General features: G+C 60.9%; 15 protein-coding genes. 4 read left to right on the forward strand and 11 right to left on the reverse strand.

Features of this window, described 5'->3' with window-relative positions:
- Positions 1 to 4 precede the first annotated feature (4 nt).
- Positions 5 to 1,957 carry a TAT-dependent nitrous-oxide reductase gene (gene nosZ / locus FEZ63_RS12130; protein ID WP_150944725.1) on the reverse strand — a complete coding sequence of 651 codons (1,953 nt, stop codon included), beginning with the start codon at positions 1,955 to 1,957 and terminating at the stop codon, positions 5 to 7.
- Positions 1,958 to 1,970: 13 nt separating this feature from the next.
- Positions 1,971 to 4,298, reverse strand: coding sequence for a NosR/NirI family protein (locus FEZ63_RS12135; protein WP_150944727.1), 2,328 nt, complete (start codon positions 4,296 to 4,298; stop codon positions 1,971 to 1,973).
- Between the two features lie 250 nt (positions 4,299 to 4,548).
- On the opposite strand from FEZ63_RS12135, the gene FEZ63_RS12140 reads away from it, so the two are divergent.
- Positions 4,549 to 5,421, forward strand: coding sequence for a ferritin-like domain-containing protein (locus FEZ63_RS12140; protein ID WP_150944729.1), 873 nt, complete (start codon positions 4,549 to 4,551; stop codon positions 5,419 to 5,421).
- Between the two features lie 14 nt (positions 5,422 to 5,435).
- Here the strand turns inward: FEZ63_RS12140 and FEZ63_RS12145 are convergent, their stop codons facing one another.
- The 6 genes from FEZ63_RS12145 to FEZ63_RS12170 all read right to left on the reverse strand — a co-directional run bounded on the left by FEZ63_RS12145 (position 5,436) and on the right by FEZ63_RS12170 (position 10,588).
- Positions 5,436 to 6,995 carry a copper resistance CopC/CopD family protein gene (locus FEZ63_RS12145; RefSeq protein WP_162419734.1) on the reverse strand — a complete coding sequence of 520 codons (1,560 nt, stop codon included), beginning with the start codon at positions 6,993 to 6,995 and terminating at the stop codon, positions 5,436 to 5,438.
- An 83-nt stretch (positions 6,996 to 7,078) separates the two neighbouring features.
- Positions 7,079 to 7,606, reverse strand: coding sequence for a YcnI family copper-binding membrane protein (locus FEZ63_RS12150; protein WP_150944733.1), 528 nt, complete (start codon positions 7,604 to 7,606; stop codon positions 7,079 to 7,081).
- A 607-nt stretch (positions 7,607 to 8,213) separates the two neighbouring features.
- Positions 8,214 to 8,894: an NnrU family protein gene (locus tag FEZ63_RS12155; RefSeq protein ID WP_150944735.1), complete on the reverse strand. Its 681-nt coding sequence runs from the start codon at positions 8,892 to 8,894 to the stop codon at positions 8,214 to 8,216.
- The gene (locus FEZ63_RS12160) at positions 8,891 to 9,973 is read right to left on the reverse strand and encodes a hypothetical protein (RefSeq protein WP_244622773.1); all 1,083 of its coding nucleotides are present in this window, start codon (positions 9,971 to 9,973) and stop codon (positions 8,891 to 8,893) included. Before FEZ63_RS12160 ends, FEZ63_RS12155 begins: the two co-directional genes overlap by 4 nt.
- Before the next feature lie 34 nt (positions 9,974 to 10,007).
- Entirely contained in the window at positions 10,008 to 10,256 is a 249-nt protein-coding gene (locus FEZ63_RS12165) for a DUF2249 domain-containing protein (RefSeq protein WP_150944739.1), read from the reverse strand.
- The gene (locus FEZ63_RS12170) at positions 10,256 to 10,588 is read right to left on the reverse strand and encodes a metal-sulfur cluster assembly factor (RefSeq protein ID WP_150944741.1); all 333 of its coding nucleotides are present in this window, start codon (positions 10,586 to 10,588) and stop codon (positions 10,256 to 10,258) included. Before FEZ63_RS12170 ends, FEZ63_RS12165 begins: the two co-directional genes overlap by 1 nt.
- A gap of 170 nt (positions 10,589 to 10,758) precedes the next feature.
- Here FEZ63_RS12170 and FEZ63_RS12175 point away from each other — a divergent pair, with 170 nt between their 5' ends.
- Positions 10,759 to 11,016, forward strand: a complete 258-nt coding sequence (locus tag FEZ63_RS12175; RefSeq protein WP_150944839.1) for a DUF1858 domain-containing protein — start codon at positions 10,759 to 10,761, stop codon at positions 11,014 to 11,016.
- Here the strand turns inward: FEZ63_RS12175 and FEZ63_RS12180 are convergent.
- Positions 10,961 to 11,659 (reverse strand): Crp/Fnr family transcriptional regulator, encoded by a 699-nt coding sequence (locus tag FEZ63_RS12180; protein ID WP_150944743.1) that lies wholly within the window; start codon positions 11,657 to 11,659, stop codon positions 10,961 to 10,963. The genes FEZ63_RS12175 and FEZ63_RS12180 overlap by 56 nt on opposite strands.
- A 661-nt stretch (positions 11,660 to 12,320) precedes the next feature.
- On the opposite strand from FEZ63_RS12180, the gene FEZ63_RS12185 reads away from it, so the two are divergent.
- On the forward strand, positions 12,321 to 12,776 hold the full coding sequence (locus FEZ63_RS12185; protein ID WP_150944746.1) for a pseudoazurin: 456 nt from the start codon (positions 12,321 to 12,323) through the stop codon (positions 12,774 to 12,776).
- A gap of 93 nt (positions 12,777 to 12,869) precedes the next feature.
- Positions 12,870 to 14,060 carry an NnrS family protein gene (locus FEZ63_RS12190; RefSeq protein WP_150944748.1) on the forward strand — a complete coding sequence of 397 codons (1,191 nt, stop codon included), beginning with the start codon at positions 12,870 to 12,872 and terminating at the stop codon, positions 14,058 to 14,060.
- Positions 14,061 to 14,095: 35 nt separating this feature from the next.
- Here FEZ63_RS12190 and ccoS read toward each other — a convergent pair whose 3' ends face one another.
- Both ccoS and FEZ63_RS12200 read right to left on the reverse strand, forming a co-directional pair.
- Positions 14,096 to 14,263 carry a cbb3-type cytochrome oxidase assembly protein CcoS gene (gene ccoS, locus FEZ63_RS12195; protein ID WP_150944750.1) on the reverse strand — a complete coding sequence of 56 codons (168 nt, stop codon included), beginning with the start codon at positions 14,261 to 14,263 and terminating at the stop codon, positions 14,096 to 14,098.
- On the reverse strand, positions 14,260 to 16,530 hold the full coding sequence (locus tag FEZ63_RS12200) for a cation-translocating P-type ATPase (protein WP_150944752.1): 2,271 nt from the start codon (positions 16,528 to 16,530) through the stop codon (positions 14,260 to 14,262). The genes ccoS and FEZ63_RS12200 overlap by 4 nt, the downstream gene beginning before the upstream one ends.
- Between the last annotated feature and the right edge of the window lie 5 nt (positions 16,531 to 16,535).

Here is a 16,535-nt window from a genome sequence, read left to right on the forward strand (position 1 = left end):
GGCCTTAGGTCGCCTGCGGTTCGACGAGCATACGGCCTTTCATTTCCATGTGCATCGCATGGCAGAACCACGAGCAGTAGTACCAATAGACACCCGGACGATCGGCCTTGAATGACACCGACGCGGTCGCCTGCGGGGCAACCTCCATGTTGATTCCGTAATTGATGATACTGAAGCCATGGGTCAGGTCCTCGACGTCGTCGATGTTGGTCACATAGACGGTCACATCTTCTCCCTGCTTGACGGTGAAGTCCTCCAATCCGAAGGCAGGCGCGGCGGACGTCATGTAGACGCGCACCTTGTTGCCGTCACGGACCACCTTGGAATCGACCATCAGGTCCACGCCGTCGGCCTGGGCTTGTTTCACCGCGTCCGCGAAGAAGGGATCGTCGCGTTTCCACACGTGCAGCGGATTGATTTTGGAGCGATGCACGATGGTGGCGTCGTGAGGTTCGGCGAAGCTCGGGCTATCGTGCACCAGCACCATCTGATCGCCCGAAATGTCGATGAGCTGATCGTTTTCTGGTTTGAGCGGGCCGACGTTCAGGAAACGGTCCTTCGAGAACTTGTTCAGCGAAATGAGCCATTTCCCGTCCGCGTCTTTGGTTTGTCCCATCGAGGTGTGGTTGTGGCCCGGTTGGTAATGAACATCGAGCTTCTGAATGACTGGGTTGACCTTCTCGCCCTTGAACGCGCGCCTCGCCAAGTCGATGTTCCATTTCACAACCTGGCTATCGAGGAACAGGGTGGTGAAAGCGTTGCCCCGACCGTCATAGGCCGTGTGCAACGGACCGAGACCGAGTTCCGGTTCCGCGACGACCGCATCGCGCGGCTGGATCTTGTCGTCGAAGAGGTCGTCGAACTTGCGGACGTCGAACACCGTCACAGTTGGCGAGAGCTTGCCGTTTGCTACCACATGGATGCCGTCCGGTGCGGTGTTGATGCCGTGTGGGCTATTGGGCACCGGGATGTAGCGGGTAAAGGCCGAGCCCTTGCGTCCGTCAAGAAGCGGCACGCCGCCAACTTTCTCGATCTTGCCGGCCTTAACCGCCTCTTCGATCCGCTTAAGATTGAAGACGACGACCCAGTCCTGCTCCTTTGCCATCATTTCGGCCAGGGTTACGCCTTCCTCGGAATTGTAGCAGGTGGCGAATGCGTACTTGCCCTGGTAGTCGGCATCGACATTGTCGAGGTTTCCGTCGACGCGGATCTGCCAGGCGACTTCCATGGTTTCGCCGTCAACAGCCGTGAAGATCGAAAAATACTCCTTGGTATCAGTGAGGTTCTTGCCGTCGTTCGGAGTGGGCACCCGATCTTCGCCGTTGCAGAACACGTATCCCGTCTTGGGATATTTTTGCACTCGCAATCCGTGGACGGAATGTTGGTTCGGCAACTGGATGATCTTGTCGCACTTCATCACGTCAAGACGGATTCGGCAGACCCGCGTATTCGCCTTGTCGTTGGCGAAAAGATAGCGCCCGTCGTACGTGCCGTCCGTGAACGAGAGGTGAGGGTGGTGCAGATCGCCGTTCAGGTAAATCCCACCCTTGTCCTTCAAGAACTCCCGCGTTTCCGGGGTAAGGTTCTCGGTCAGGATCTTGCGGCTCTCATTGGTTTGTCCCCACCCCGTCGCACTATCGCGGTTGAACACGGGAACCCGCATGAGTTCGCGCATGGACGGCAGGCCCATAATCCTGACCTCTCCCGTCTGGCCAGACGAAAAGAACACGTAGTACTCGTCAAGCTCTCCCGGCTTCACCTCATACTTGTTGGCGACCGCGGGACGCGCGGCGGGCGTTGCAGGCCGCGTCTGTGCCTCCGCCGGCGTAACGGCTCCGATGCCGCTGAGCCCGACGCCCCCCGCCACGCCGGCGGCGCCCGCGGCGGCCACGGCAGCGGTTGTGCCGAGCATGTCGCGCCGGCTGAATCCCTTTTTTTTGCCCTGTTCGTTTTCCATGGAGTTCTCCTTGTCATTCATGAACTGACGTCGGGACGTCCGCCGGGTTTCGCTCCCGGACGGGTTTTCCCAAATGGGTGATGATTGGTTTAGCAGGTCCGGGGCCGCCGTCTTTGATCCCGCGCATGGATGGCGAAGAAAGTGCGTCGCGCTTCTCGCGCTTCAGCCGCACCTGGATCATATGCGGGCAGCGATGGTCGTCGTGGTAGAGTTCCTGGCAATGCATGCAGTAGATGCATTCGTTGACATTGATATGTCCCTCAGGGTGGATCGACTGAACGGGACATTCCTTGGCGCACCGCTGACACGGGGAGCCGCATTCCGGCCAGCGTTTCAACCACTCGAACGTGCGAATGCGTCCCGGGATGGCGAGCGCGGCGCCGAGGGGGCATAGATAGCGGCAGAAGAACCGCTCGATAAAGAGGCCTGCCGCCAGGAGAGTCAGTGCGTAGATCACGAAGGGCCAGTCGCGGACGAACTTCAGGATGATCGCGGTTTTGAACGGTTCGACTTCCGCGAGTGTTTCGGCGAGGGCAACCGAGTACAGCGACAGTCCGAATAGGCCGATGAAGATAATGTACTTGATCGGCCAGAGTCTTTCATGCAGGCCCCAGGGCACCGTGATCTGCGGCACTTTGAGCCACTGGGCGATGTTGTTCAGCAATTCCTGCAAGGCGCCGAACGGGCAGAGCCAGCCGCAGAACGGACCGCGTCCCCAGAAAAGCAGCCCTACGGCGATAGCCGCCCAGAGGATGAAGATGAGCGGCGCGGAGAGGAAGAACTCCCAGCTGAAATCGGTCAGCAATGAGTTGGTGAACGTCAGAACGTTCACGACGGAGAGCTGCGCGTTGGCATACCACCCTAGCCACACGAGGGTGAAGGTGAGGTAGGCGCGCCGCACCCACACGTAGATCTTCGGACGCCGCACCAGAGAGTCCTGGAAAAAGAAGATGGCGGTGAGGATCAGCAGGGCCAGCACCGTAATTGCGATGGAGATCGTGTTGGTCCTCCAGATCTTCATCCATAGCGGTTCCTCGATGGCGCCAGCCGCGAGAGCGTCCGCATCATTGAGCGGCGTGCCCGCCGGGGCGGCGGCGGGCACGCTCGCCTGCGCTTGAGGCGGGGGCGCCGCTGGCGCGATCCGCTCGATCCGCATGTACGAGTCGGGAAGCGAATAGCCGAGATCGAAGGTCAGAAAGGCTTTCTCCCGCGCTCCGACATTGCGCTGCACCATCAACTGCAACTGCCATGGCTCCGTAAGGTCGAGCTTGAAATCCTCCGGAACCACGAACAGCGCGATCTCGCGCAACTCTGGCGCGCCCTCGGCGGCAAGCGCGCCGAGGCGGGTATGATTGCGGTCGCGAAAGCGGGTGCTCTGACCTTCCTGCAGCAATTCGATGCGGTCGAAGATGCCGCCCCGGACATAGCCCGATCCCTTAAAGGAGTATGCGCCTTCGCCGGCGACCACGATGGCCTGCTGGTCTGGCTTGAGCCTGGCCTTAAGTCGCTCGTAGCCCTCATCGCCGAGCAGGCTGCGGCCGATGGTCGGCACGCTGACGGGCGCGATATAGAGATCGATGAACCTGTCGCTCGCATCGCCGGGCTCCGGGTTGTCGGCTGCGGCCTGATTGCCCGATTTTACGAAGGCTTCGTTGACGTCTCCGATCGTCAGCGCGAGACGGCGGACGGATCCATCGCCGAGCAGCGCTTCCCAGTCCCTGATTTCGCTTTTTCCCAAGTCGATGGTTTTGGAGATCGCCGGCGCCGCGGTCGCTACTGCCTGTCCGCCCGATCCGATTCGACCGCTGCGTACCAGGCGCACTGCGGAGCGCACCACGCTGTCGCCCATCACCAGAACCGTCACGGTAGCGCCGCTTACGATGTCGACCTGCGGCGGTCGCTCCGCGCCGCTGGCGACAGCGACCATGTCCTTGCCGATGAGCGAATTCATCGCGTCGAGAATCCGCTTCTCCGGGATACCGATGAGGACGATGGGCTCCTTGTGGTCGACGAGCTTAATACCGCGCACCACTCCTTTCAGGTCAATGCCGACCAGAATGTGAATTGGCTTACCTGAATATCCGACGGAATTGACCACGTCGGCATTTAGATACACATGTCCTACGAGCTGGTCGCCCTGGTAGGCAGGCACCAGCGGCGGCTCGCCCTGTGCCGCGCCAAAGCGATCGGCTCCCGGTATCAGCTCGCTCGGTTGAGCCTTTGGCAGGAATTCCTGCACCCGTCCGGCCGCATAAGCCTGGCCCGTCAACAGCAAGAATAGAAATATGATGCCCAACGCAAAGATCCCGCGAGTGGATCGCGGGAGCGCAGGATACGGCATGCTGGGAGTGATCGGATGAGATTTTGTCAACAGGGAACCACCGAACTCCACGGAACATACCTAAGGATAACAAACCCAACGTCCTTGCAACGGTAAAGTTCCGCGTCCGACTGGGATTTGGATCTGAAGCCGTGCGATGACCGTCACGCTAGGGTCTACGAGGGCTGGCACATTGATTTAACGCAAATTGACACGCGGTAATTCCTTCTATCATTCATACTGCCGCAAGCCGAATTGGTGGGAGAGTCGAATGTCGCTTCTGAAGACCGAGCCGGCGCACGCCGTGACATCACTCGAAGAGCTTTTCGCGATTGCTCACTCGCTCGAGCTTGAGGCGGCCACCCGTTACGAGGAATTGGCTTTGCGAATGCGATCCGCGGGGGATGTTTCACTCGCGGAAACCTTCGAACGACTCGCATCCGAGGAGCGCGGCCATTTGAACAACGTCGTTCGCTGGTCTGAGACCGAGAAGGGAAGGGGGCCAGACGCCGCGCATCTCAGCTGGACGCTTCCTGAAACCTTCGACGACGAGGGCGCGAAGGTCGCTGCGCCGGAAATCCAGACCCCTTACGGGGCGCTTTCGATGGCCGTCCGAAACGAGGAACGCGCGTTCGCGTTCTGGAGTTACGTGGCGGCCAACACGGAAAAGCCCGAGATCAAGCAGGCGGCGGAGAAGATGGCGCACGAGGAACTCGAACATATCTCAACGCTGCGGCACGAACGGCGTCGCGCATATCATGCTGAGCGCGCGCAGACGCCGCCCGCGACAGGACACAAAGTTGCCGATGCCGCGGCGCTTGAAACCCGCTTGGCCGCGTTACTGGATTCCCTTGTCTCTGACTCGGGCGAAAGTGAGCGGGCGAAAATTTCGGAATTCGCGGTGGAAGCTCGGAGAACGGCGGACGAGCTCGCTCGGACGCCTTTGTCGCTCGCCGCGCTTCCAGCCGCAGCTCCAACCATCGAGAATCCCATCGTGCTCGCTGAAGTCCTCGTCGAGGGCTACCTGAATGCGGCCGATCATTTTCAGGACGAAGCAGGCTTGACGCTGACTCAAGCGCTGGCTTCGCGGGCGATCAACCGTCTGGCGTGGCTCCGAGCCCATCTGCAGATCAAACGGGACTGAAGCGGCGGCGATCATTACGGTCGCACGACGAGAGTGCCCTCGAGGCTGGTTTTGTCGAAATCGCTTATCAAAACCTCGAGCCGAATCTGCCACGGACCCGCGAGTGGCAAGACGAGGTTATCCACCTGCCACGCATTGCCGCCCACCTTCCGCGCCGATCGTTCGATCGGCTCAATGCCGTCCGCCGGTCGCGACAGGATCAACGTGACACCTTTTGCGTCTAGCGGTCGCGAGGCAGGGGATGAAAGGGCGATTCGGACTTGGCTGGAGCCGACGTGCCCGGGACTCACCATGAGTCCGGCCATGATCGAAGGCATATGAATGTGCAGGCTGACCGGACTCGCGGCGGCTGCCCTGGATGTTTCGAGCGCGCGCGGGGGCGGAGTGAAGCGCCACAATCCAACAACCATCAGGACAAGGGCGGCAAGTCCAATCTCAATAGCAATGGTCCGCCCAAGCCGATGCCGGGATTTGTCCCGCGATACCTCGAGTCCGGGAGTCAGCAAGACGCGGTTTACGGATGCGAGCGCCAGGAGGGCTGCCACCAGAATGAGCTTTGCGAGAAGGACAAGGCCGTAATCCGTGTCGAACAGGTTCTTCGGCGCCTCGACCTGTACGTAGGCCAACATTAAGCCAGTCGCCGTCAAGACGGCGACCGCCGCGACGGCGACACCCGAAAAGCGCCGTATCACCGGCTGTGCCTGAGAGGGGAATCTTCGCACCACAACGGCGAGAGGAAGAAGCGCCCCCACCCAATATGCCACCGCAACGGCATGGAGGAACATCACTGGTCGCATCAGCCACTGCGGTGTCGCGGCACTTGCATGCCCGCTCGCCGCGAAAGCGAGCCCGACGCCAGCCAACGCTGCCAGCGACAGCGCACGGCGTGACCCTCCGCGCGCGAGCAAGCTTGCAAAAGCGAGGGCGAATGCGGTGCTCGCAAGAATGGCGGAGGTGCCGAACGCCGTCGCGAGGCCCGCGAGCCAAACTGCTCCCGAGGGAAAATCCACGAACGGGCGTCCGAGCGCGTCGAGCCCCTGCAGACCGATCGAGACGATCGCCGCGGCAATACCCGCTGCGAGGAACCCGCGCAGGACTCGCCCCACAAGGAGAAGCCGAAGAGAAGGTGCCACCCAGGTGACGAACAGCGCACCGCCGGCGCCGACGAACGCACCGAGATAGAAAACGAGGCGCGCCAACCACAATAGCGAGTGGATGGGCCGCTCACTCGTCTCGGCTGGTTTGTCCGCCGACGTAGAGATGTGTCCTATCGAGAAAATCATGGAGCCCGCGACCGGGTGGCCGTCTGCGGACGTCACGCGGTAACTCAGAATATGGCTGCCCGAAGGTAGATTCTCCGGTATCGCGATCCCGATCGAGTGGTCGTGCATCATGACGGACAGGTCTTCGCGGATGCCGCCGCGTGCATCAATCAGGCGAACCACAAGCGGCGACACAGGCTCGTTGAAGCGGAGATGGACGATTGCGGGTCGAACCTGCAACACGGCCCCGTCGGCCGGAACGGATTCGACCAGCGCCGCATGCGCAAAGGCTTGGCCGCCTCCGGCAAGCATTGCGAGTCCGAGGCATATAAGAGCTGCGGCAAGGCGGACCACTGACGCGAGGGGATGCCGAGAGGCATCCCCGTTTCCCTTTGTCAGTGTGTTTTCGGCGCCAGAAGTTTCAGCGCTGGAGCCGGGAATTTGTAGTCGCCGGCGCTCTTGCCTTCCGTTGGAATCTCGATCCACCTGTCGGCACCCTTTTCGCATTCCTGCACGGTTGGAAAATAGAGCATCGCGTCCGGCTGGAGTCCGCTGGTGAGATACCCCCGAAAGACGAACTCGTCATAATGCTCGTCGGGTAGCCTGCCAGTCCACACGATTTCCTTGACCCCCTCCGTCAGCGGCGTGCCATGGTAGTCGTATGACTTGTCATAGGCACTCCTGACAATTTCGAGCGTCCATCCGGACTTCGGCATGGGTTTCACAGCAATCACGCCATCGGGGATACGAATGCGCACCTTGAGCGTTGGCGAGCCTTCGCAGCCATGTCCGATGCGCACGACCGCCTTGTAGGTCGAGTTGACGGGCGCTTGCTGTACCTCCAGCGTCGAGTGTGCGAGGGCCGGTGCCGCCAGCATGAAGAAAGCCGAGGCAAGTGCCCCGCGAAAACGGGTCGTGATCATCGAAATTATCCTATCAGGTTGGTTGATCAAATTATCGAAGGATCAAACCAGCTGGTGGCGCGCGTGCACCGACGGGAATAACGCTGAGGCGGCGAACCGACTCCGTCAGTGGCCGAGTGTAGGCAGCCAGCGCGGCCCAACGCCAGGAGGGTGGACAGAGCGTCGCGCCGTCAGTTGGTGGTGAGGCAAGACCTGCGCAATAGCTCAGGATGCAGCACGGCGCGGAATGGGCGAGTTTGCTTTGCTGATGGTCGGCCTCACGATGGGGCCCTGCCGCGGGATGTTCAGCATGAATTTCGATCCGAGAGAGAATCGCCTCCGGTGCGCGAACCGGCGTCAATGCCATCAGCGCAATGTGGCCTAGCAGCGCCAACGCGGCGACGAGCGCGCTTGCGCGCTGTCCCTGTTTCCATCTTTGCGCCCAGTATCTCACGTCAGTCCTGCGTTCCTCTCGATCCTACCCGAGGCGCCATCAGCGCGTGCGAGCGGGCTCTGCAATCCGTTCTCGACTGCCGCCACAGACCTATAAGGACTCTCAATGGAACCTCTTTGATTTCGCGCAAGGAACCGTTGATTGGAGCTCGTTGCCGCTGGATTCTCGGAGCTTTTAGAGGGCGGCGAGGGGATCGGCCCCGATCAGGAGCGCATGGCCTTGAAGAACGAACCAGCCATAGAGGAGAACCGCGATCAGCCCCGCCAGCGCCAAAGATCGCAGGCCGACAGGTGAGGCTCTCCCCGCTAGAATTGCAGCGAAAGGTACGACGGACGTCTCGCGGCTGAGAGCGCGCCAGCGTACCCGACCCACGCGCCTTTTGGTCTTCGCGTCGAGCAGGATGAAGCCAATCAGTGAGAACAGGGCCATGATGCCAAAGAGGATGACCGTGACGAGATCGCCGTTCGGCGGAATGTGAGCCAACGCCCAGATCAGGAAAGCCCACAGCACCGGATGACGCGTCACCCGGGTGACCGCACCAGGTGTTGAATCATGTCGCAGGGATATCGACAACGGATTGGGCGCGATAAGACCCGCCACCAGAAAGAACGTCGCGATCGGCATAGCAACAAGGGTCAGATGCCACTGCCATGGCGCTGGCTCCCAAAGCGGAATCGGGTCGGCATCTCGGGCGGCGACGATAAGCCAGCCGAGCAGGATCAGAGACAACATCGAATAGGCCGCAAGATACACCTTGCGTCCGAGCCTCCTGATGAGACTCGTGCGCAGGCGTGGGCTGGCGGGGATCAAATGCGCGACCAGAAAGGCGCACAACGCAATCAGGAACTCCGTCATGGGAAGCGATGCTGTACCCGATCCGCCTCGGTGTTACGACGTTTGGAGGCGAGCCCGACGGTCAACGCGAAGCTCACTATCGCGAGGATCGTGACGATTCCGCTCCATTGCCGGAACGCTTGCCATGCCAAGGCATCTCCGATCCCCCGGATGACGAGCGACGCGTGCAGCAACGCCAAGGGAGCGTACATGAATGGCCGATAGGCGATGCGAATGCCTGTCACGGCGGGTAAAATGATGAGAGCGTGGCCAAACACCATCGAGAGGGCGAACCCGATCAAAACCGCATGGAGGGCGAAGTCATAAGTGTGCAGAGCAGCACCCGGCGGGGCGGCGACGAGCGCCACACCCGACAGTCCAAGCCATACGTATCCTGACATCATGCAGGCGGCGGAGAAGCGTGTCTGCCCTTGCTGACGGAGGTTGTGACTCGCGATATCATGCCGGAGAAGCCACGTCGTGGTGAATACGAGGGCGAGGCCATAGAGTACGGCGCCGTTCGGCGTCATGAGGCCATTCTGTGCGCCGAGGATGAGAAGTCCTACCGCGAACAGGAACATGGCCTCGCTGCCCCGCTTCGGAGCGACAAGACGGCTCAGCTCGAGGCGCTCCCCCGCAACGGTCAGGATCAAGAAAGCGAGCCACCATCCCACGACGTCGGGCACGGAGTTGCCGATTAGCCAAAGCACGTTGCCGCTAAACCAGGTCAGGGCGCCAAACAGAAGCGCGCCAGTGAAGACGGCGGGCTGCTTAGCGGTGATCACCAGCGACGCGGCGGCAAGTGTTGCCGAGGCCAGAATAAAAAGCCCCGCACCTACGGCGGTCGGCGCGCCCGCCAGCAACGTCAATGTGCCGAGACCCGACAGCGCCGGCGCTGCGTAAGACCAATCCCGACCTAGCGCCACCGCTCGCTCGAGGCCGATAAGGGTGCCAAAAAGTCCTGATATCAGCAGCGGTCCATGCAGTTCCGCCAACGACGAGCCGTGAGGTATCGTCCATCCGAGCCGCCACATGCCGCCGCACAGACCAGACAGCAACGCAATGGCCGCGAGAGCCAGACACAGGATGCGGAGCCACATCCGGCGTCGAACCGTCCTCGTTTCGGCTATCGCCTCAGATCGCGGCGCGGCTGATACGGATACACCAGACATCAGGGCCCTCCTCCAGGTAGTCCCAGTCGAATTCGCCCGGATGTGCGACGTTGAAGTGGTAGAGGAGGGGTCGCGGATCGTGATCGTTCACGAGCAGAAAGCCCTCGCCGGGAGAGAGGCGCTCGAATGTCTCGAAGATCAGAGGATGACGCATGTGCGGCATGATCTGGCGGACGTCAACCGTCGCTTCTCGAACAGCAAAACCGGACATCAAGCAGCCTTTCTCGGTGGATGGCCAAGAAGCTCAAGACCATGATCGGTGATGAATTCCGGGCTCCACATAGGCTCCCAGACCAAGGCGACATCGATGCTGGGAACGTCTTGGAATCGATGCGCGAGAAGCTCGCGTGAATCGGCGACGATCATCTCGCCGAGTGGGCAGGCACGGGTCGTGAGAGTCAGCGCGACCTCGAGGCCAGAGGGCGTGCGAACGGCCCGATAGACAAGGCCGAGATCAACGACGCTGAGACCCACCTCTGGATCGATGACGTCGCGGAGGCACTCCAGAATATCGGGATCGAGAGGCTGTTTGTTTGTTCTCATGTGAGATCCTTGTTTCGGTTGGCGCACCTTGGCCAACGGAAACGAGCGTTTCTTTGCCCCAAGTCAAACAAACGCGCGATCGCTGATCAGTGTTCGGCTTTGTTGCCGCGCAAAGAGATTCAGGGAAAATGGAGCTATTTTTTCACGTGACCCGTTGTGCGGAGACCATGATGACCATTGAATCCAGCAGCCTCGTCGATGACGTGATGCGACACTGGCCCACCACCATCCGCGTGTTCCTAAATTACAAGATGCATTGCGTGGGGTGTCCCATCGCATGCTTCCACACGGTAGATGATGCCTGTCGCGAACACGGAACCGATCATCAGCGTTTCCTGGCTGATCTTAGGGCGGCGGTTGATGATGCAGATGCTAATCCAGCGTGCCCTCTGCGATCAGTAGCAGCTTGTGGGGCTCACGGATCATGATCCGCTGACGGCCACCCTCGACAAGACCTTGTTCCTCCCAAGCGCTCAGGATACGGCTGACTGTGTGGAGGGTCGTTCCTGTCATCTCCGCGACGTCTTGCCGTGAAATTGGAAAGTCGATCTGCACGCCCGCCTCAACCTTCCGTCCGGCCTGTTGAGCCAGCCGGAGTAGCGCATGGGCGACGCGACGTTCCACCTGCTCGGTCGACATCTCGACCACCCGCGTGTGAGCGTCTTGGAGCCGACTTCCGACCGTCTGGAGGGTGTTGACGGCGAGTGCCGGGTGCTTTGCAATCAACCTTGGCCAGATGGTAGAGGGCCAGACGAGCGCGATGCTGTCCACCACAGCCATTGCAGTCGCCGGGTAGGTCGCCCGGCCCATGGCCATGGCGATGCCGAACATTTCGCCCGGTGTGACGAAACGGACCACCACTTGCTGCCCGTCAGGGGTGAGTTTCATCACGCGCAGGTGGCCGTGCAAGAGGACGAAGAACGAATGAGCCTCCTCATCCTGCTGGAAGACGCTCGACCCCTTTGGGTAGCGGATCGACTGCGCCTCCTGGAGCATCTCGTCGAGATCCGCCGGCGCAAGTCCGGCGAATAGGGGAAGGTTTTTGACGAGAGATCGATCGACCGTTGACATCCATGAACTCCGACTGGGTAGGCATCCCCGCACAGGATTTTCGAACCCTCCACGCACCCTTCTACATGGATGTTTGCCAGCTGGAAATGCGTCTTCTTTAAATCGCCCTGGCAGTTCTCCCTTCGAGGAGCGGGCGTCGTGGGAAGCGTACTTAGCTGGACCTCGATGATTGGCCCTGACTTGAAGCAACAGGGCGTGTGCCGCAGTTCGGCCACGCGAGAAAGAGTCCGGACAAACGTGGCTCGTTCGGCATCGGCTACGCTCTCGGTGGCTATGCGAGATTGCGGATTTTTGTGGTTCCTGAACTTTGGAAATCTCGGGATTGTCTGGATCCCCGACCGCGGGGATTCCCGTGAGTCCTTTCGCCACAGGGTCAGGGGCGTGGTCCATGAGGACGGAGTTGCCTGGGACTTCGGATTTGAACCGACGATGATTGTGCCGCCTGGAGCGTCCCGGAGCGTCGTGACAGCCCGGGCGTCATTCGATGACGTCTGACGCGTTGTTTGTTGCAGTGCAAACAGAATCCTTGCGATGTTCGAAAAATCGTCGCGAGCGCCAATTGTTTGCGCCATATCAAACAGGTCCCTGCCAATGTCGCGTAACACGCTCCGCATGAGTTTAGAGCTCAACCGAATTCGCATTTGAAACGAGGAGAAACATCATGCGGAAGATCATCATGCTGGGCGCACTTGCCGCAGCCCTCGGCCTTACCGGGGCCGTCAACGCGGCAGAGGTCGAAGTGAAGATGCTCAACAAGGGCGCAGCCGGCGTCATGGTGTTCGAACCGGCTTTGGTCAAGGTTCAGCCCGGCGATACGGTCAAATTCGTTGCGACCGATAAGGGGCACAATGTGGAGAGCGTTCCCACGATGCTGCCTGAGGGAGCAAGCCTCTTTGTTGGCAAGACCAATGAGGAGGTCACCATCACGCTCGATAAGCCCGGTGTATACGGTTACAAATGCAAGCCCCACTACGGCATGGGTATGGTCGGAATGATTGTTGTCGGAGAGCCGACCAATACCGATCAGGCCAAGGCCGTCGCCCACCCAGGCAAGGCAAAGCAAGCCTTTGCCGCATTGTTTGAGACACTGGCGTCGCAACAGACCGCCGCCAAGTAAGATCACAGCTCATCTTGCGCCGGCGCCACCTCGTGTTCCGCCGGCGCATTTTTGCGTTTCCTCTTAATTGGGAAGCTGCGAGGGAGACCGAGTATGGCCCCGATTCCGCGACTGCGCGACTACAGTGGCCCCGCGCTCCTTTCCTATGGCTTCCGACCGTTCTTTCTATTCGGTTCGCTCTACGCGGGTCTGGCGATCTTGGTATGGCTGCCGGTCTTTTACGGAGAACTTGGTGTACCGACGGTGTTCGTGCCGCGGGACTGGCATATTCACGAGATGCTATACGGGTATCTTGCGGCGGTGATCACGGGCTTTCTGCTCACCACGATCCCGAACTGGACCGGCCGGCTTCCGATCCAGGGCATTCCTCTGCTTCTGCTGGTTGTCGTATGGCTCGCCGGGCGCATCGCGGTTACGACATCCGCGTGGACCGGATGGACTTTCGCCGCCATCGTCGATGTATCGTTCCTGCTGATCATCGCGCTCGCCGCCGCCCGCGAGATCATCACCGGCAAGAACTGGCGCAATCTCAAGATCCTGGTCGTGCTCGGCCTGCTCCTCTTCGGAAACATCGTCTTCCACCTCGAGATTCGCTATTACGGCAGCGCTGATTACAGCATTCGGTTGGCGATCGGCGCCATCATGATGCTCATCATGCTGATCGGCGGGCGCGTGATCCCCAGTTTCACACGCAACTGGCTGGTTCGCGCAAATCCGGGCAGGCTGCCGGTGCCTTTTGGAACCTTTGACACAACCTCTCTGGTGATTGCAGGGGTGGCGCTACTGGCCTGGATCGCTCTACCGCAGGGCCGGATCACCGGGGCGTTCCTGCTTATCGCAGCGTTGCTCCAGACCCGGAGACTTGCGCGCTGGGCGGGCGACCGCACATGGCGCGACCGTCTCGTATTGGTTCTTCACGTCGCCTACGCTTTCGTGCCGCTGGGATTCGGCCTGGTCGGCCTGGCTTCGTTCGGCTTTATACCAGCGAGCGCGGGCATTCACGCCTGGACCGGCGGCGCGATGGGACTCATGACACTTGCGATCATGTCGCGAGCGAGCTTAGGTCACACGGGTCGCGCGCTCGCCGCGAGCGGCGTGACCCAAGTCCTCTATCTGATGGTCATCGTGGGAGCGCTTGCCCGCATCTGTGCCGCGCTCGAACCGGGATGGAGTGCTCCTTTGCTCCACATCGCGGGCATAAGCTGGGCATTGGCGTTTGTCGGGTTCGCCGTGATCTATTGGAGCGTTCTCACCCGGCCAAGGGTCGTTGCAGAAAAGGGCTAGAACTCGCGACGGCTTCTCATCGGACGGGAGACCGATCACTGGCCGTCTCGTTTCTGCGGAACGTCGTCCTCATCAAGCGTAACGCGCACGGCAGCACCCGCGAGATCGTCATATTGTCCGCTCTTCAGCGACCACATGAAGCTTGCCAAGGCCACGGCGCCGAGTGCAATGGCAATCGGGATAAGATAGAAGTAATCTTTCATGCGCTCACCTCGGTCGTGACCATTGTGACGTTTACTGTTTCTCGCGGCGAAATATTCACGCTCTTTTTGACAGCTTTCAGGCGAAGGGCATTGGCCACAACGATGATGGACGACAGCGACATGGCAAGCGCTGCGACGAGCGGTGTGACGTACCCCATGACAGCGACGGGCAGCGCAACCACGTTATAGGCAATCGCAAGACCGAAATTTTGCTGCACCAGCCGCCGCGCCTGACGGGAAACGGCGATCGCCAGCGGAACCGCCTCAAGGCCGTCACGCAGGAAGACGAAATCCGCCGCATTCCGGCCGATGTCGGCAGCACTTCCCGGGGCCATGGACGCATGTGCTGCGGCGAGCGCGGGCGCATCGTTCAAGCCGTCGCCAACCATGAGCACCTTGCGGCCTGACTTGCGGTAGTCCGCGACCCGCGATGTCTTGTCGCCTGGCAAAACGCCCGCGCGGTAAGCTGGAATTCCAAGTTCCGCAGCGATGCGCTTCACCGGTTCCGGACGGTCGCCGGACACGATCTCGAGGGCCAGCCCGGATCGCCTGAGCGCGGCCACTGCCAAACGCGCGCCGGGGCGCAGCGCATCGTCGAACTGGAACGCTGCCAGAAGGCGTCCATTCTTCGACAGGACCGTGCCGGCATCGTCCCGCATCATGTCGTATGGGGTTGTTCCGGCCACGGCCCATTCGTGCCTTCCGAGGCGATAGCTTGATGGCCCGGAGGCAGCTTCGAGACCAAGCCCCGGATGCTCGGTGATCTCGTCAAAATGGGTTGGGGTCTCACACGCAGTAGCCGCTAGCGCACGCGAATAGGGATGGCGAGAGCGGCTTCCTATTGCGCCCGCAATGGCCAGATGCGCGGGATCGATCTCGACGCGGTTGGCGAGGCTGGCGTTTCCCGAAGTCAGCGTCCCGGTCTTGTCGAAAATGACCGCGCCGATTTCAGCAAGGCGCTCCATTGCCGAACCGTCCTTCACCATGATGCCGTTCTCGAACAAACGACGGGCAGCAACAACCTGCACCATCGGTACCGCAAGACCCAGCGCGCACGGGCAGGTGATGATCAGGACGGCGACCGCGATGGTGATGGCGCGATGGAGGTCGCCGGTCGCCATCATCCAGCCGACGAAACTCAGAAAAGCCGCCAGATGCACGACGGGCGCGTAAAGCCGCGCCGCGCGATCAGCCACGCGGCGATAACCTGATCGGCCCGATTCCGCCGCCTCCATCAGCCTCACCATTTCAGCGAGGAACGAATCCTTCGCCGCGGCGAGTGCCGTGACCGTCAGGGGACCGGTAAGATTCAGCGTTCCTGCCCGAAGCACGCAGCCGGGTCCAACCGCCTGGGGGGCACCTTCTCCGGAAACCAGCGAGACGTCGAGATCCGAACGGCCATCCTCCACACGCGCATCGACCGGGACACGTTCCCCGGCGGCGAGCCAGATCGTCATGCCGGGTTGGATCTCGGTCACCGGCAGATAGAGGCGAAAGCCGTCGGCCTGCGCTACCACCGCGCCGCGTGACGACAGGCGGGCCAGTCCCTTCACGGCGACGCGCGCCTTGTCGCGCATCATGTAATCGAGCGTGCGGCCAATCAGAAGGAAGAAGAGGAGCGAGATCGACGCGTCGAAATAGGCGTGATGACCATGATGCAAGGTGTCGTAAAGGCTCATGCCGAAGGCCAGCAGCACGCCGAGCGAAATCGGCACATCCATGTTGGTCTGGCCTCGCCTCAGACTTTTCCATGCGGAACGAAAGAATACGCGCCCGGAATAGGCGAGTGCCGGAAGAGCGATGATGGCCGACAGCCAGTGAAACAGGTCCCGGGTGCTAACATCGGCTCCCGACCAGATCGACACGGACAACAACATGATGTTGCTGGCGGCGAATCCCGCAACCGCCAGCGCCCGCAGCAATTCGGATGCCGTTCGGTCCTTCTCGCCGGCAGCGGGATCGTCCAGGTAACAGGTGTAGCCAAGATCTTGCACGGTCTCGATCATGGCCGGCGGCTGCGTTGCCGCGCGCCAGCGGATGGAAACCCGCCTCGTCGATAGGTTCACCCGCGCCTGTTCGACACCTTCAAGACGGTGAAGCGCCTTCTCGATGTTCTGGATGCACCCACCGCAATGAATATCCGGCACGGAGAGGTCGGTTTGGTAGATCTCGCGATCGACCAACCGACTTGTAAGGAGAACTTCCTCGCCGCGATGCGCATTGCCGCCATCTGTTGGCATCACGGCGCCCAGCGTGCAACAGCTCATAGCCC

The sequence above is a fragment of the Microvirga brassicacearum genome (genome assembly GCF_008757455.1).
Classification (GTDB): domain Bacteria; phylum Pseudomonadota; class Alphaproteobacteria; order Rhizobiales; family Beijerinckiaceae; genus Microvirga; species Microvirga brassicacearum.